At 52.2% G+C, this 17,475-nt stretch carries 15 protein-coding genes; 8 read left to right on the top strand and 7 right to left on the bottom strand.

The window, feature by feature from the left end; all coding sequences use genetic code 11:
• The gene (locus EL143_RS07660; RefSeq protein WP_085417501.1) at positions 1-660 is read left to right on the top strand and encodes a MarC family protein; all 660 of its coding nucleotides are present in this window, start codon (positions 1-3) and stop codon (positions 658-660) included.
• Positions 661-818: 158 nt separating this feature from the next.
• Here the strand turns inward: EL143_RS07660 and EL143_RS07655 are convergent, their stop codons facing one another.
• From EL143_RS07655 to trkA, 3 genes are all read right to left on the bottom strand, one after another.
• The gene (locus EL143_RS07655; RefSeq protein ID WP_126326692.1) at positions 819-1,028 is read right to left on the bottom strand and encodes a hypothetical protein; all 210 of its coding nucleotides are present in this window, start codon (positions 1,026-1,028) and stop codon (positions 819-821) included.
• Between the two features lie 116 nt (positions 1,029-1,144).
• Positions 1,145-2,608, bottom strand: coding sequence for a TrkH family potassium uptake protein (locus tag EL143_RS07650; protein WP_085415520.1), 1,464 nt, complete (start codon positions 2,606-2,608; stop codon positions 1,145-1,147).
• Between the two features lie 89 nt (positions 2,609-2,697).
• Positions 2,698-4,092: a Trk system potassium transporter TrkA gene (gene trkA, locus EL143_RS07645; protein ID WP_085415521.1), complete on the bottom strand. Its 1,395-nt coding sequence runs from the start codon at positions 4,090-4,092 to the stop codon at positions 2,698-2,700.
• Positions 4,093-4,329: 237 nt separating this feature from the next.
• Here trkA and EL143_RS07640 point away from each other — a divergent pair, with 237 nt between their 5' ends.
• The 7 genes from EL143_RS07640 (at position 4,330) to EL143_RS07610 (ending at position 11,528) form a co-directional block, all read left to right on the top strand.
• Positions 4,330-5,853: a fumarate hydratase gene (locus EL143_RS07640; RefSeq protein ID WP_085415522.1), complete on the top strand. Its 1,524-nt coding sequence runs from the start codon at positions 4,330-4,332 to the stop codon at positions 5,851-5,853.
• A 74-nt stretch (positions 5,854-5,927) separates the two neighbouring features.
• On the top strand, positions 5,928-6,323 hold the full coding sequence (locus tag EL143_RS07635) for a rhodanese-like domain-containing protein (protein ID WP_085415523.1): 396 nt from the start codon (positions 5,928-5,930) through the stop codon (positions 6,321-6,323).
• An 82-nt stretch (positions 6,324-6,405) separates the two neighbouring features.
• Positions 6,406-8,196, top strand: coding sequence for an aminopeptidase P family protein (locus EL143_RS07630; protein WP_085415524.1), 1,791 nt, complete (start codon positions 6,406-6,408; stop codon positions 8,194-8,196).
• A gap of 220 nt (positions 8,197-8,416) precedes the next feature.
• Entirely contained in the window at positions 8,417-9,064 is a 648-nt protein-coding gene (locus EL143_RS07625) for a tellurite resistance TerB family protein (RefSeq protein ID WP_085415525.1), read from the top strand.
• A gap of 1 nt (position 9,065) precedes the next feature.
• Positions 9,066-9,737, top strand: a complete 672-nt coding sequence (locus tag EL143_RS07620; protein WP_085415526.1) for a response regulator transcription factor — start codon at positions 9,066-9,068, stop codon at positions 9,735-9,737.
• Positions 9,738-9,788: 51 nt separating this feature from the next.
• Entirely contained in the window at positions 9,789-10,193 is a 405-nt protein-coding gene (locus EL143_RS07615) for an META domain-containing protein (protein ID WP_085415527.1), read from the top strand.
• A 21-nt stretch (positions 10,194-10,214) separates the two neighbouring features.
• Complete coding sequence (locus EL143_RS07610; protein WP_085415528.1) at positions 10,215-11,528, top strand: sensor histidine kinase; 1,314 nt, start codon at positions 10,215-10,217, stop codon at positions 11,526-11,528.
• Between the two features lie 79 nt (positions 11,529-11,607).
• Here EL143_RS07610 and mltB read toward each other — a convergent pair whose 3' ends face one another.
• From mltB to feoB, 4 genes are all read right to left on the bottom strand, one after another.
• Entirely contained in the window at positions 11,608-12,693 is a 1,086-nt protein-coding gene (gene mltB, locus EL143_RS07605; RefSeq protein ID WP_085415529.1) for a lytic murein transglycosylase B, read from the bottom strand.
• Positions 12,694-13,037: 344 nt separating this feature from the next.
• Positions 13,038-15,167: a polyribonucleotide nucleotidyltransferase gene (gene pnp / locus EL143_RS07600; protein WP_085415530.1), complete on the bottom strand. Its 2,130-nt coding sequence runs from the start codon at positions 15,165-15,167 to the stop codon at positions 13,038-13,040.
• A 291-nt stretch (positions 15,168-15,458) separates the two neighbouring features.
• Entirely contained in the window at positions 15,459-15,605 is a 147-nt protein-coding gene (locus EL143_RS07595) for a FeoB-associated Cys-rich membrane protein (RefSeq protein WP_085415531.1), read from the bottom strand.
• Positions 15,605-17,467 carry a ferrous iron transporter B gene (gene feoB, locus EL143_RS07590; protein WP_085415532.1) on the bottom strand — a complete coding sequence of 621 codons (1,863 nt, stop codon included), beginning with the start codon at positions 17,465-17,467 and terminating at the stop codon, positions 15,605-15,607. The genes EL143_RS07595 and feoB overlap by 1 nt, the downstream gene beginning before the upstream one ends.
• Positions 17,468-17,475 lie beyond the last annotated feature (8 nt).

Genomic DNA, 17,475 nt, shown 5'->3' with positions numbered 1-17,475 from the left:
ATGGGCATGGAAATCGGCAAACTCATACTCGCCTTTATGGTTTTGATTAACCCGTTCAGCGCACTGGCGATTTTTCTCGACCTCACCCGCAACAACAACACGCGCGAACGGAAAAAAGTGGCGCAAATTGCCTCACTGAGCGTGTTTATCGTGATTGCGGTGTTCGCTTTTTCAGGCAACTGGATTCTGCGTCTTTTCGGCATCAGTACAGGAGCCTTCCAAGTGGGCGGCGGGCTTTTGGTTTTTTTAATCGCCATATCTATGATGAGCGCCGGCAGCAATCCGGCGAAACCGGAAATCGGTGTAGAAGAAAGTAATGAAATTACCGTTAAACCCAAGCATCCTACCCAAAGCGCCGCCTCGGTTGCCGTGGTGCCGCTGGCCATCCCCATGATGATCGGCCCCGGCGGCATCTCTACCGTGGTTATTTACGCTTCGGCAGCAAAAAGCCTGAACGATACCTTGTTTATTGTTGCGGCCGGCGCGATTATCAGCAGCATCTGTTTCATTACCCTGCTGGCCGCCAGCAAAATCAGCAATCTGCTGGGAGAAACCGGTTTGACCATCCTCAACCGCATCATGGGCATGCTGCTGGCCGCTGTGTCTGTGGAAATTGTGGTGGCAGGCTTGAAAGGCTTGTTTCCCCAACTTGCCGGATAAGATTTAGGATTCGAAAAAATCTTTATTTACATGTATCACAAGACATGCAGTAGAGGCCTGTCTGAAAATTTCAGACAGGCCTCTACTGCAGTCAGATTATCTATAAATCAAATAACTTAAAAAGTTATTATATATAAACAAAGAGAACAAATTTTTCCTTAAATACTTCCGCAAGTATCAGTCAAATGACAAGTGCTTCGGAAAAGATCGCGGATAAAATCCCAAAGTCCTCCCAAGAATGTGTTGATACCCGATAGATTTGTCTGAGTTAGAACATCAATTTGTTCAAACCCAAATCCTAAAGAAGAATTGGCTAAAGCACTTGTAAAACAACCCAAAGCTAAAGTTGCTAATAAAAACTTCTTCATAATTTTCTCCTAGTTTCGAACTAACTTTGTAATACATTTTCATATATTACAAAAGTAAGAGTAACTTTAGAAACTAAATTTTCATTTAATACTTTTATTGTTATAATTATATTGATTTATTTTTTCCAGTAAGCCGGTGTAAACAGAATAAATACGGTAAAAATTTCCAAGCGCCCGAGCAGCATCACAATACAGCACAGCCATTTCTGCAACACGGTTAAATCCGCATAATTATGCGCGGGGCCCACGCTGCCCAAACCCGGGCCGGCGTTGGTAATGCAGGCAATGGTTGCAGTAAAAGCAGTGATAAAGTCCAATCCGGCAATCATTTGCGCAAACGTGAAAAAAATCACCGTCATAAAATAAACAAAGATAAACGCCATCACCGCCAGCGCCGTTCGCTCGGAAATCAGGCGTTTGTTCACTTTTACCGTGCGCACGGCGTTCGGATGCAGCAGCAGCAGCATTTCACGCAGGCTGAATTTCGCCAAGGCAACCACGCGCGCCATCTTCACGCCGCCGCCCATAGAGCCGGTGTTGGCCAGAATATTGGATAGGAAAAACATCCAAAGCGATACAATCAGCGGCCATTTGGCAAAATCATAATTGGCATAACCGTTGGCCAAGCCGATGGAAACAAAGTTAAAACTAACGAAACGGAATGCTTCTTCAAAGCTCGTATAATAATTTTTGTACCACAAATAAAAGCTTGATGCGACGATGCTTCCTGCCAACAACACCAACATAACGCGGCTTTCTTGGTTATTCCAATAACTCTTGAGCGAACGCTCGCGCACCATGGCAAAATGGCAGGCGAAATTAATGCCGCCTAAAATCGTTACCACGATCAACACGGTTTCGATAGCGACCGAATTAAAATAGCCGATGCTGTTGTCGTGAGTGGAAAACCCGCCCAACGACGTGGCAGACAATGCATGGCACAACGCGTCAAACCAGCTCATACCTGCCCAGCGCAATGCAAAAAAAGCGGAAACGGTAATCACCGAATAGGAAATCCACAATTTTTTCGCCACTTGCGAAATACGCGGCGCCATTTTATTGTCTTTATCAATACCCGGAATCTCGGCCTTAAAAAGCTGCGTTCCCCCCAAGCCCAACATAGGTAATACCGCCACGGCCAACACGATAATCCCCATCCCGCCCAGCCAATTGAGCATATGGCGCCAGAAATTCAAAGTGGGCGCCAGCGTATCCAAGCTGGAAATAACGGTTGCGCCGGTGGTGGTGAGGCCGGACATGGCTTCGAAAAAAGCTTCGTTATAACTCATGCCCGGCAGGTAAAGATAAAAAGGAATGGCGGAAATGGCGGCAAATCCGAGCCAAAGCATCACCACCAATGTGAAGCCGTCGCGCGGGCGCATTTCACGCTGGAAATTCAACGTTGCCATCCAGGCAAGCACCGAACCGATAAGCGTAACGAATGCGGTTTTGGCGAAAGCGGAGAAAGTGCCGTCCACATAAAAATAGGAAAACAGCGTAGGTATCATCAAAATCAGCGAGTAAAACACGCCGAGTTTCGACAACACATGGATAATGGGTAGAATTTTACGGTTTTGCATGGTGGTTGGTGTGTTCAGACAGGCATAGCTTTAAATGCCTGTCTGAAAGAATAATGTGAGTGCAATGCCTGCCTGAAAACGCGGACACATCAGCCGAAGAAGCCTACTTTCACCTGAATCAGCTTCTCCAGCTCGCGCAACACGCGGCGGCGGGATACGAAGAAAATAATGTGGTCGCCATCTGCCATTACCGCGTCTTCTTTATGTCCCATGGTAACTTCGTCGCCGCGCACCAAAGCAGCAAAGTGGCAGCCGTTGGGCCATTTCACTTCGGAAACGCGCCTGCCGACCAGCGCCGAAGTTTCCGGCGTACCGTGCACCACCACTTCAATCGCTTCGGCCGAACCACGCCGCAAAGGATACACCGCCACCACGTCGCCGCGGCGGATATGCGCCAAAATATGGCCGATGGTAATCAGATTCGGCGACACCACGGTATCGATTTGGTTGCCTTCGAGCAAATCCACATAGCGCGAGCGGTTGATGATGGTCAGCACCCTTCTCGCGCCCAAATCTTTGGCCAAAAGGCTGGACATAATATTGTTTTCATCATCGTTGGTTAACGCGCAAAACACATCAATTTCGTCGATATATTCGTGCGCCAACAGGTTTTCATCAGTAGCCGAACCCGACAGCACCAAAGCGTTATCCAGATTTTCAGCCAGCCATTCAGCGCGCTTTGCCCTGTTTTCAATGATTTTGATGTCGTAAATATTTTCCACGTGCTTGGCCAACCGGTAGCCGATATTGCCGCCTCCGGCAATCATCACCCTTTTCGTGGGCTGCGCCAGCGGCCGCAATTCGCGCAAAATGGTTTTCACATAGCGGCTGTCCGCCACAAAACACACCTCATCTCCCTCGATAATAATGGTTTTGGCCGAAGGCACGATTAGGCGTTTGTTACGGTAAATCGCGCAAATTTGGCAATCCACGCCTTCCGGCAGGTGGCTGTTGATCTCACAAATCTCCTTGTTGACCAGCAAACCGCCGTTATGCGCTTCCACCACCACCATCTTCGCCCGCTCGTCGGCAAACGTGAGCACCTGCAGCGCATTGTTATAACTGAGCAAAGCAACCAGCCGCTCGGTTACCAGCTCCTCCGGGTGGATAGAATCGGTTACACCGAAAATCTGCAGGCTGTTTTCCAAACCGTCTTTATCCAAAGCGTATTCCATATAATCGCTTTGGCGCACGCGGGCAATCCGGTCGGGGATATTGAACACATCCGCCGCGATTTTGCAGGCCAAAAGATTGGTTTCATCGCTGCGCGTTACCGCCAGCAGCAAATCCGCATCTGCCGCACCCGCCGTTTCCAGCACCACCGGCGAAGCGCCGTTGCCCACAATGGTTTGCACATCCAGCTTGCTGCCTATCTTTTTCAGAGCCTGCTCGTCCACATCAATGATGGTTACATCATTGTCTTGAGCCAGATTGGTGGCGATGGTCGAACCGACTTGTCCGCTGCCGAGAATCAGAATTTTCACGTTTGATTATTTTGGTTTACTCGAATAGCGTTATTGTAAACCAAAACGGAAATACCATAGCAAACAAACAATGCCCCGATATGAAATATTAATCCTTTTCAGACAGGCATCGGCTTATCAAACACCTGAAATATGATGTAATATAACGCTCTACCGAACATGCTTTGCCGCACCAAGCAATGCCTGTCTGAAACATGAAACCGCAATAACAAATAACCACCGCAAAGGACACAATCAATGACCGTTATCAAACAAGAAGACTTCATTCAAAGCATTGCCGATGCTTTCCAATTCATCAGCTATTATCACCCCGTCGATTACATTCAAGCCTTATATAAAGCGTGGCAAAGAGAGGAAAACCCCGCCGCTAAAGACGCGATGACGCAGATTCTGGTCAACAGCCGCATGTGTGCCGAAGGCCACCGCCCCATCTGCCAAGATACCGGCATTGCTACCGTATTCCTGAAAATCGGCATGAACGTGCAATGGGATGCGCAAATGAGCGTGGCCGATATGGTTAACGAAGGCGTGCGCCGCGCCTACACCCACCCCGACAACACTTTACGCGCCTCGGTTTTGGCCGACCCTGCGGGCAAACGCCAAAACACCAAAGACAACACCCCGGCGGTGATCCACATGGAAATCGTAGCGGGCGATAAAGTGGAAGTAACCTGCGCCGCCAAAGGCGGCGGTTCGGAAAACAAATCCAAGCTCGCCATGCTTAACCCTTCCGATTCGATTGTCGATTGGGTGCTGAAAACCATCCCCACCATGGGCGCGGGCTGGTGTCCGCCCGGCATCCTGGGTATCGGCATCGGCGGTACACCCGAAAAGGCTACTTTGCTGGCCAAAGAATCGCTGATGAGCCACGTCGATATTCACGAATTGCAGGAAAAAGCCGCTTCAGGCGCGGAACTCTCCACCACCGAATCCCTGCGTTTGGAGTTGTTTGAAAAAGTGAACGCGTTGGGCATCGGCGCGCAAGGCTTGGGCGGCCTGACTACCGTTCTCGACGTAAAAATCTTGGATTACCCGACCCACGCTGCGTCCAAACCCGTAGCCATGATTCCCAACTGTGCTGCCACCCGCCATGTGGAATTTGAATTGGACGGCTCCGGCCCCGCCGTGCTGACCCCGCCTTCGCTCGATGATTGGCCGGACATCACATACAGCCCCGACAACGGCAAGCGCGTAGATGTGAACAATATCACCAAAGAAGAAGTGGCCACTTGGAAAATGGGTGATGTGTTGCTTTTGAACGGTAAAATCTACACCGGCCGCGATGCCGCCCACAAACGCATGGTCGATATGCTCAACAAAGGTGAAAAACTGCCGGTCGATTTCACCAACAAACTGATTTACTATGTCGGCCCGGTTGACCCCGTGCGCGACGAAGTAGTCGGCCCCGCCGGCCCCACCACCGCCACCCGCATGGACAAATTCACCCGCCAAATGCTGGAGCAAACCGGCCTGCTCGGCATGATCGGCAAGTCCGAACGCGGCGCAGCGGCCTGCGAAGCCATCGCCGACAACAAAGCGGTTTACCTGATGGCGGTAGGCGGTTCGGCCTACTTGGTGGCTAAAGCGATTAAGCAAGCCAAAGTGGTGGCCTTTGAAGACTTGGGCATGGAAGCGATTTACGAGTTTGAAGTGAAAGACATGCCCGTAACTGTGGCGGTGGACAGCAGCGGCCAATCCGTGCACGCTATCGCGCCGAAGCAATGGCAGATTAAAATCGGCATAATTCCGGTTGAATCTTAAAGCGGCATTTGTTTAAATAAGGCTGTCTGAGCTTTTCAGACAGCCTTATTCATATCAAAACAAAGGAGAAAACCATGCCCATCACCAAAGGATTCAAAGCGCTGGTAGAAGAAGCCATGAGCCAAATCACCACCCACAGCGTTGACGAAGCGCGCCACCGCGCAGAGGCAGGCAAAGCCACCTTAATCGACATCCGCGACATCCGCGAGCTTGAACAAGGCGGCCGCGTACCCGGCGCTTTCCATGCCCCGCGCGGCATGCTCGAATTTTGGGTCGACCCCGACTCGCCCTACCACAAACCAATCTTTGCCAACGAAAATACCGAGTTCATCCTGTTTTGCGGCGCAGGCTGGCGCAGCGCGCTGGCAACCAAAACCCTGCAAGACATGGGCATGACCAATGTCGCCCATATCGAAGGCGGTTTCGGCGCTTGGAAAGAAAGCGGCGCACCGATCGAAAAAAACCATTAGGATTTCCGGTTCAATTAAATATAATGCCTGTCTGAACACTTTTCAGACAGACATTACCGCTTGCCTCACACAAGGAAACTCTATGACCACTCCCGCCCGCCGTTTGGCCCAACTGCGTAACGCTATGAAACAAAATGGTTTTGATGCCTGGATTATCCCCACCGCCGATCCGCACCTTTCCGAATACCTGCCCGAACACTGGCAAACCCGCGCCTGGCTTTCCGGCTTCACCGGCTCCGCCGGCACGCTGGCCGTTACCGCCGATGATGCCGCGCTGTGGGCCGACAGCCGCTATTGGGAACAAGCCGAAACACAGCTTGCCGGCAGCGGGATTCATCTTGAGAAGCTCGGGTTAAACGGCAACCACATCAACTGGCTGGCCGAAAAGCTGCCTGCCGACGCTACCGTCGGCATTGCAGCCGATATGCTCTCGCTGGCGGAAAAGCGCCGCATGCAAGCGGCTTTTGCCAAAAAAAACATCACATTGCGCGACGGGCAAGACATCATCAACAGTTTCTATTCAGACAGGCCTGCCCTGCCCCGTGAAAAAATCTACATCCATCAAGCCCGCTACACGGCAGAAACCGCCCGAGAAAAGCTGGCACGCGTACGGGCGTTTATGCAGGAAAAAGGCGCCAGCCACCATCTGATTTCCGCTTTAGACGACATCGCCTGGCTGACCAACCTGCGCGGCAACGACGTTTCCTACAACCCCGTGTTTCTCGCCCACCTGCTGATTGACGCGCAGCAGGCCGTATTGTTTGTTGACGAAACCAAACTCGGCCAACCCGAACGCGCCCACCTTGCAGCCGCAGGCATCCGCACCGCCGATTATCATCATCTGCCGCAAACCATAACCCAACTTTCAGGCAGCCTTCTGCTGAGTCCGGCCAAAGTAGCCGTGAGCAGCTTGACATGCCTGTCTGAAAACGTGGAGCTGATTGAACACACCAACCCGAGCACTTTATTCAAATCCGTTAAATCCGACAGCGAGATCGAACACATCCGCCAAGCCATGATAGAAGACGGTGCGGCCTTATGCGGCTTTTTTGCCGAGTTCGAGCGCAAGCTGGCAAACGGCGAACCTGTGAACGAACTGGACATCAGCGATATACTGACCGCCCACCGCAGCCTCCGCCCCGGCTATATTTCACCCAGCTTCGGCACCATTGCCGGCTTCAACGCCAACGGCGCCCTGCCGCATTACAGCGCCACGCCCGAAGCACACAGCCAAATCAGCGGCAACGGCCTTTTGCTGATTGATTCGGGCGCACAATATGAAGGCGGCACCACCGATATTACCCGCGTCGTTCCCGTCGGCAAGCCGAGCAGCCGGCAAAAACGCGATTACACGCAAGTGCTCAAAGCCCATATCGCCCTTGCCCGTGCCGTGTTCCCCGAAAACCTGCCCGCGCCCCTGCTTGATGCGGTGTGCCGTATGCCTTTGTGGCAGGCGCAATGCGAGTTCGGCCACGGCACCGGCCACGGCGTCGGCTATTTTCTCAATGTACACGAAGGCCCGCAGATGATTTCCTACCGCGCCATGCCGCAGCCCGAAACCGCCATGAAGTCCGGCATGATCACATCCAACGAACCGGGGCTGTACCGGCCGGGCAAATGGGGCATCCGCATCGAAAACTTAATCGTCAACCGCCCCGTTGTCCAACCGCAGGAAACCGAGTTCGGCACCTTCCTCTGCTTTGAAACCGTAACCCTGTGCCCGATAGACACCCGCTTAATCGACACCGGCCTGCTCACCACCGAAGAAACCGACTGGCTAAACCGCTACCACGCAACCGTGCGCGAGAAGCTCGAGCCGCTAACCGAAGGCGAAGCGAAAGCATGGCTGCTTGAGCGCACACAAGCCCTTTAAACAATGCCTGTCTGAAAACCATTCAGACAGGCATTGTTTACATACCGACAACAACGGCCAAGCTTTCCTAAGTTACCCCTAATTTTGCACCTTTATAATTTTTGGCATCTTTGTCTATTCTTCGGCAGCCTGCCAAACCGTTATATAAAGTATTGTGATTCAAACAATCGGCATTATATTATTCAAGCTACATTTGGCCCAATTTCAAAAAGGAAACACGATGAATTTCAACAATCTGCTCAATCAAGTTTTAGGTTCCGTACAAAAAAACGCCGGTCAGGCAGGCAATATCCTTTCAGGAAACAAAGGAACATTGGCCAAAATCGGAGGCAGCGCCGCCGCACTCGGCTTAGTTTCCTCATTATTAAAAAAGAAAAACACCAAAACCCTCGTACAGGCCGGTTCGATGGCTGCACTGGGCGCTTTGGCCTATCATGCCTACCAAAGCTGGCAAAACAATCAAAACACGCAAAGCGCCGCCGCACCAGCCTTAGAGCAAACCGAATTCGCGCCCGCCGGCATCGCCGCCGAAAATGCAAGCCGCGTGATTTTGCGCACCATGATTGCCGCCGCCGCCGCCGACGGCCTAATCGACGATGCAGAGCGCCAACTGATTCACAGTGAAGTAGGCGATGATGCCGAAACCCAACAATGGATTGCCAGCGAAGTTACCCGCCCCGCCAGCCCCGCCGATATTGCACGCGACATCGGCACCAACCCGGCTCTGGCTGCCGAAGCCTACTTGGCCGCCCGTATGGTGTGCGGCGATTTGGCACGCAAAGAAATCGTGTTTCTTTCCCAGCTTTCACAAGCATTAAATCTCGATGAAGGCTTGGTTGAACACTTGGAAAAACAAGCGGGCTTCTAATATGCGCATCCTGTTGGTTGAAGACGATACCATGATCGGAGAAGCGGTGTCGGGCAGCCTGAAAGATGCACGCTATACGGTAGATTGGGCAAAAAACGGCATACTGGCATTAAGCTCGCTCAATGCCCAAAAATACGATTTGGTGCTGCTGGATTTGGGTCTGCCCAAAAAAGACGGCCTGGATGTATTGGCCGAACTGCGTGCTTCCGACAACCAAGTGCCGGTTATCATTCTGACTGCCCGCGACGACATCGACAGCCGCTTACGCGGCCTAGACGGCGGTGCTGACGACTATGTTATCAAACCTTTCGACATGAGCGAGCTTCTCGCCCGGATGCGTGCGGTGCTGCGGCGGCAGAGCGGATCGGCCAGCACTGAGCTTGACAACGGTATTTGGTCGCTCAATCCGGCCACTTATCAGGCCCGCCATCTCGGAAGCGGAGAAACCGTTATCCTCAGCAACCGTGAATTCGCTATTTTCTATGCACTGATGCAACATCCCGGCATGATATTGTCGCGCACCAGCCTGGAAGATAAAATCTACGGCTGGGGCGAAGAGGTGGAAAGCAACGCCATTGATTACCTGATTCACGCGCTGCGCAAGAAACTGGGTGCCGACAGCATCAAAAACGTGCGCGGCGTAGGTTGGCTGGTGCCGAAACCGCCCACTTGACGCCCTATTCCATGCCTGTCTGAAACCCGCCAATTTAAATCGAGGAAAAAAATGAACAAAGTCTTTGCAGTCCTTACCGCAATCTGCCTGACCACAGCCTGCGCCACACCCATGCAGAAAAGCTCCCTAACAGGTGTTTGGCAAATTCAACAAGTCGAAGAGATCCGCCCCGAATACCCTACTACAATAGAGTTCAACCAAAGAGAACACAGATTTCACACCGAAGGCGGCTGCAACAATATTTCCGGCCGATACCGGGAACATAACGGCAAAATCCAGTTTACAGATCCGATGATGACTTTGAAAGCCTGCGAACAATCCCTGATGACGTTAGACCGTAGTCTGTCTGCCGTTGTCGAAGGCGCCGCATCCTACCGAATCAACGGACAGCAGCTCGAAATCCGCAATGCCCAAGGGCAAACTCTGCTCAAAGCCGTTAAAGCGGCACAACCCTAAACCCGCTTTCATTCCGCAAACATGAAACAATTCCCGTCCCTGCAACTGCGCCTGATTTTCTGGCTTACCGCCACAGTAGTGCTGGCTGCCGTTGCAGCTGGCATTACCGCATTTATTGCCGTCTATTACGAAGCAGGCGACCTGCAAGACGAATTGCTGGAGCAAACAGCCGCCTTTGCCGCCGTATCCGACTACCCCATCAACAACCATATCGATGACGACGTAAGAATCATCATCCAAAACATAGACCGGCCCCGCATAGGCGACATCCCCATGCCTGGCGGTTTGGGCGATGGTTTCCATAATATCGAATACCGCAAAGAGCAATACCGCGTTTACATCCACCAACACAAAAACGGCCAACGGCTGGCTCTTTTACAGGAAGACGATTTGCGTAAAGACACCGCCCTTACCAGCGCCAGCCTGGTGATTTGGCCGATTCTGCTGCTGATTCCTATCTTGGCCCTGCTCACTTTTATTGCCGTTCGCAGCAGCCTGAAACCGGTTAAAAGCCTGTCTGAAAGCCTTGCCTGGCGAAACGATAACGATCTCTCTCCCCTGCCCGATCAAAACATTCCGATTGAAATTACCGGTTTTATCAAGGCCATCAACCGCCTGTTTGACCGAACCAAAGAAAACATCCAGCGGCAGCAAAGGTTTATCGCCGATGCCGCACACGAACTGCGCTCACCCATGACCGCGCTTTCACTTCAGGCCGAAAGGTTGTCCCAGCGCGACTTACCTCCCGAAACCGTCGAGCAGATCAACACGCTGCGCGAAGGCATCCGCCGCAACCGCCATTTGCTCGAGCAGCTGCTCGCCATGGCCAGAGCGCAGCAAGACGACCACAAAGCACTCAACAAAACCCTGTCCGCCCGCAAAATCTGCGAACGTATCGTGCAGGACCTCTATCCGCTTGCCGAAGCGCGCGATATTGATTTCGGTATCGACGGCGAACAAGACGTGATGCTTGCCTGCAACGAAACCGAACTTTACACCCTGCTGAAAACCTTTGCCGACAACGCCATCAACTACACTCCGCCCGGAGGCCGCGCGGATTTGCGCATACGGGCGAAAAATCAGGAATGTATTTTTGAAGTGGAAGACAGCGGCCCCGGCATTTCCCCCGACGAACGCAATCGCGTATTCGACCCGTTTTACCGCATTCTCGGCAGCGACACGGAAGGCTCCGGCCTCGGCTTATCCATCGCCAAAACATTGGTCGAACGCCAAGGAGGCAACATCAGCCTGCACCATTCCACCATCAACCCCAGCGGTTTGCTGGTAAAAATCCGCCTGCCCATCAAGCACGGCCAACCTGCTGAAACCGCATAGCAGTAGCCCCAAAGCTGAAAAAACGAATGCCTGTCTGAAAAGCTATTTTTCAGACAGGCATTCTCATAATAAACCTTGCTTACAAACCGCCGGCACCCAATCCGTTTGCAATATCGCGCACGGAAGTTACATACATTCGGCTGTGGTTATATTGCCAAACCGCATAAAAATTGTTTAAGCCGATATAATAATCAAACACACCCGGCGAAATTTCCAAACGGTAGAGCACCGCTTTTTCCGAATCGGCCACAGGCTCCAACGGCGTTACCCCCATTTTCTTCAGCTCGCCCACGGTATATTTCAGCGACGTTTTCTCGTCAATCACAGCTTGCAGTTGCGGATTAATCTCCAGCGAAACCGGCACCACCATTCTGCCGCCGCTCTTCCAGCCGTGTACTTTCATATAATTGGCAACCGATGCCGCCACATCCGCCACGTTATACCAAATATCGCGGCGACCGTCTTTATCATAATCCACCGCCCATTTGCGGAAGCTGGAAGGCATAAACTGCGGCATTCCCATCGCTCCGGCAAAGCTGCCGGTAAAGCTCAACGGATCACGCTGCTCTTCTTTGGCCATCACCAGAAATTCGGCCAGCTCTTGCTGAAAAAACTCGCCGCGGCGCGGATAATCGAACGCCAAGGTTGCCAAAGCATCCGCCACGCGGATACTGCCCTTGTTGGCGCCATAATTGGTTTCAATACCCACAATCGCCACAATCAACTCGGCAGGCACGCCGTATTCACTCGCGATTTTATCGATTACGCTGCGGTTTGCCGCATAAAACTGCTGCCCGCCGCTGACTTTCGCAGCGCCGGAATTACTCTGTTTAAATTCATACCACGGGCGCGACGTACCCGGCCTGTTCATGATATTGATGATGTTGCCGCGATGCACAACAGCATTGAAAAAGTCCTGCAACTCTTCCCTGCTCAAACGCTGCTTGGCCGCTTCGTATTCAATGAATTTCTGCACATTCGCATTCGCGTTAAACCCCACTACCTCAGGGCTGTGCGTTGTTTCGTTGAAAAACGGCCTGTCTTTCGCCACGTGCTTCACCGGCTTGCCGACCGCATCGCTTTTCGGTGCCGCAGGCGGTTTTTTCTCGCCGTTACACGCGGCTAAAACTAATGCGGCCAAGACCAATACTGCAATTTTTTTCATACATTTTCCCTAAAACATACCGGCTGTTTGCAACAATGCAGTCAATCGACCAAATTTTACTGTGCGTTACCGCGCCTTGTGCGAATGTAATTTAGTTAACTAAAGAAAAGGGAAATTTTAACAAATTATCAGCATAACCAAAAGAAAAGCATGAATAGGAGCGAAACCAACGCCACCGCATACTTGTGATTCACCCGAACATTGCAAAAACCCGGCTGCAAAAAATGCCTGTCTGAAACGTTTGAGACAGGCATTTATTTAAGTCAATCCTCTTACATAATAACGATACCGTTATACTCGGGCATGCTATTTTAAATTGATTAACTCTAACCCTTAAAAGCCGGTTAGTCTTTCGGTTGCTGCTCGCGCGGTTCGCGGGCAGGTGCTTCCAATAACGCTTTGATCGACAAGCGTACGCGGCCGCGGTCGTCCACTTCCAGCGCTTTCACATTCACGGTTTGGCCCACTTTCAGATAATCGGCCACATTGTTCACGCGCTCGTGTGCGATTTGGCTCACATGCACCAAGCCGTCTTTGCCCGGCATTACGGATACGATGGCGCCGACGTTGTTTTCCAAAATTTTCAACACGGTGCCTTCATACACTTTGCCCACTTCCACTTCCGCAGTAATTTCTTCGATGCGGCGCTTGGCGGCTTCGCCCGCTTCGCCTGCAACTGCTGCGATGGTTACGGTGCCGTCGTCGTCGATATTGATTTCGGTGCCGGTTTCGGCCGTGATGGCGCGGATGGTTTCGCCGCCTTTGCCGATAACATCGCGGATTTTATCGGGGTTGATTTTCATGGTGAACAGGCGCGGCGCGTGTTGCGACAGCTCTTGCGGGCCGTCTACGGCTTCTTTCATTTGCGCCAAGATGTGCAGACGCGCTTCTTTGGCCTGCTCTAAGGCAATCTGCATGATTTCTTTGGTAATGCCTTGAATCTTAATGTCCATTTGCAGCGCGGTTACGCCCTCGGTGGTACCGGCCACTTTGAAGTCCATATCGCCCAAGTGGTCTTCGTCGCCCAGAATATCGGTCAATACGGCGAATTTATTATTTTCCAAAATCAAGCCCATGGCGATGCCGGCAACGTGTGCTTTCAGCGGCACGCCGGCAGACAGCAGGCTCAAACAGCCGCCGCACACGGAAGCCATGGAAGACGAACCGTTGGATTCGGTAATCTCCGATACCACGCGCATGGTGTAGCTGAACTCTTCAGGCTCAGGCAACACGGCAACCAAAGCGCGCTTAGCCAAGCGGCCATGGCCGATTTCGCGGCGTTTAGGTGCGCCCATGCGACCCACTTCGCCGGTAGAGTATGGCGGGAAGTTGTAGTGCAGCATAAAGCGGTCGGTGTATTCGCCGCTCAAAGCGTCGATGATTTGCTCGTCGCGCGAGGTGCCTAAAGTGGCCACGGCAAGCGCTTGGGTTTCGCCGCGGGTAAACAGGGCGGAACCGTGCGTGCGCGGCAATACGCCTGTCTGAATATTAATCGGGCGCACGGTGCGGGTGTCGCGGCCGTCGATACGCGGTTGGCCGTCCAAAATCTGGCCGCGCACCACATCGGCTTCCAATTGTTTGAAAATGCCTTTGATTTGGTTGGCGGTGAGCGTGTCGGTTTCTTCGGTAATCAAAGACTCTTTTACCGCGCTCCACGCTTCGTCCAGCTTCGCCGTGCGCGCTTGTTTTTGACGGATTTTGAAGGCCTCGCCGATGGTGCCGCCGGCAATACCGCGGATTTTGGCAACCAGCTCGGTATCGGTTTCCGGCGCTTTCCAATCCCACACTTCGGGGTTCACTTCATCGGCAAATTCGTTGATGGCATCAATCACCACCTGCATTTGCTCATGGCCGTAAACCACTGCGCCCAACATCACGTCTTCAGGCAGTACTTGCGCTTCTGATTCCACCATCAAAACGGCTTTGGCCGTACCGGCCACCACCAAATCCATTTGGGAAGTTTCCAGCTCGGTTTTGGTCGGGTTCAGCAGATATTGGCCGCCGGCATAGCCCACTCGCGCCGCGCCAATCGGGCCGGCAAACGGTACGCCGCTCAACACCAGCGCAGCAGACGCGCCGATCATGGCGGGAATGTCGGAATCGATTTCAGGGTCGATAGACACCACCATCGCTACGATTTGGATGTCGTGGTAAAAGCCTTCCGGGAACAGCGGGCGGATCGGGCGGTCGATCAAGCGGCTGGTGAGAATTTCTTTCTCGCTTTGCTTGCCTTCGCGTTTGAAAAAACCGCCCGGAATTTTGCCGGCAGCATAAGTGCGCTCTAAATAATCGACGGTCAGCGGAAAGAAGTCTTGACCTTCTTTAACGTCTTTATTGGTTGTTACCGCTACCAGCACCACAGTATCGCCCATAGACACTTTTACTGCGGCGGCGGCCTGGCGCGCTACTTCGCCGGTTTCCAAAGTAACGGTTTGGTTACCGTATTGAAACGATTTAACATGCTTGTTAAACATAGGGTTTCCTTATTTGCTTAAAGCCGCCGCCGCTAAAACACTAACCATATATACTGGATTGCAAAACATATGGTTAGGGTTTCAGACAGGCATGCGGCATGGGTTGGACACATTTTCAGACAGGCATTCAAAACAAATGCCTGTCTGAAAAATACAGTTGTGAAACCGAAATTTCATGCTGGATATGAAGTCGGGTTCCATAACGATACATGCGGATTATGCCATAAAAACGCTTGCTTGGGGCGGCGGAAAATGCGTTCCCTACCGCTTTCCGCCGGCCCTTCCAAACTGCTAATGGCAACCGCCCTGTTTGCCTCCGCAACGGTCGCAACCGCCGCACGCAGCGCTTTTGGCGGACTTCGGTTTAAATACAAACTTGCGCAACAGATACACCGCGCATGCGCCGACAATCAAGCCAACAATAATATATTGTTCCATCACATCATCCTCGAGCTGATTTGATACACAATAAAAGCAAACACATAAGCTAGGACAAACAGATAGGCCGTAATCATCCAAGTTTGTTTCGCCGATTTGGTTTCGCGCTTAATCACGGCCAAAGTAGCCATACACATCGGCGCATAAACATACCAAGCCAAGAAAGCAAATGCAGTCGGCAAGCCCCAGCTTTCGTTCACAATCGGAATCAAGGCGTTTTGTACAGCATCTTCTGATGCATTTGCTTCCACGGCATAAACCGTACCCAAAGCGGCCACCACCACTTCACGCGCGGCAATACCCGGAATCATGGCGATACACATCTGCCAAGTAAAACCCAAAGGTGCAAAAATCGGTTGGATCCAATGGCCGATGGTGCCGGCAAAGCTGTAATCGATCGGCGCACCGGTCGCACCTTCCGGCGGCGCGGGAAAACTTACCAAAACCCACAAAACCACGCTCAAAGCGAAAATAATCGTACCGGCGCGTTTTAAGAACGCCCACACCCTGTCCCACAGACTGACCATAATGTGCTTGAAATTAGGCATACGGTAGGTCGGCAGCTCCATCAACAAAGGAAACTGCTGCACACCGCCTTTGCGGCGTGCCAACCATTTCATCACAAACGCAGTCAACCCCGCCGACGCGATACCGGCCACATACAGCCCGAACAAGGTCAAACCTTGCAGGTTAAACACACTCCACACGGTTTTTTCGGGAATCAATGCCGCAATAATCAGCGCATACACGGGCAAACGCGCAGAGCAAGTAAGCATAGGCGCGATGGCAATCGTTACCAAACGCTCGCGCGGGTCTTGAATCGTTCTTGCCGACATCACGGCAGGCACCGCACACGCAAAGCTCGAAAGCAGAGGAATAAACGCCCTGCCCGACAAGCCCGTTTTCGCCAACATGTTATCCAGCAAAAAAGCGGCGCGCGGCAGATAACCCGAATCTTCCAAAAGCAGAATAAAGGCAAACAAAATCGTAATCTGCGGCAAAAACACCAACACGCTGCCCACACCGGCAATCACACCGTTAACCAGCAAATCCTGCAACACTCCGGCAGGCATCACCGTTGCCACCCATTCCCCCAGCGCCCCGAACGCACCTTCAATCGAATCCATAATCGGCGCAGACCAAGAATAAACAGCTTGGAACACCAACAATAAAATAACCAAAAGCAGAATCACGCCCCAAACAGGATGCAGCACCAGATTATCCAAACTCCGGTGCCACGAAGGCAGGGTCATTTTCGTTTCCACCACCTGCTCGAGAATATTTTCCACTTCGGCATATAATTGATTACTGTCTAAAGCTTCCAGCGCTTTCAATGCCGCATCGGCATCCAGCTGCTTGCCGTAATGGGGCAGCTTGCGGACGGCTTCGCGCACACCGCGTATCCCTTCCCTGCTGACCGCCACCGTTTCCAACACTGGCACACCCAGCAGCTCGCCCAACTTAGCCGCATTGATTTTCAAGCCCCTCGCACGCGCCACGTCGCTCATATTCAACGACACCGCCATAGGCAACCCTAAGGTTTTCAACTCCAAAATCATGCGCAAAGTCATGCGCAAATTGGTCGCATCGGCAACCGCAATAATCCCGTCCATTTTCTGGCCGAGCTTACCCAACACCATATCGCGCGCCACCGCTTCGTCCAAACTGGTTGTCCGCAGGCTGTAAGTGCCCGGCAAATCAATAATATGGATGGTTTGGTCATCCACAAACACACCTTCGCGCCTGTCAACCGTTACCCCCGGATAATTGGCCACTTTAGCGTTTGAGCCTGTCAAACCGTTAAACAAAACGGTTTTACCGCAATTGGGCGCACCGACCAATGCAAAATAACTTAAATCCATTTGTGTAT

This window comes from Neisseria canis (assembly GCF_900636765.1).
Taxonomy (GTDB): domain Bacteria; phylum Pseudomonadota; class Gammaproteobacteria; order Burkholderiales; family Neisseriaceae; genus Neisseria; species Neisseria canis.
The sequence above is the reverse complement of the archived record's forward strand: the minus strand, read 5'-3'. Positions and strand labels throughout refer to the sequence as shown.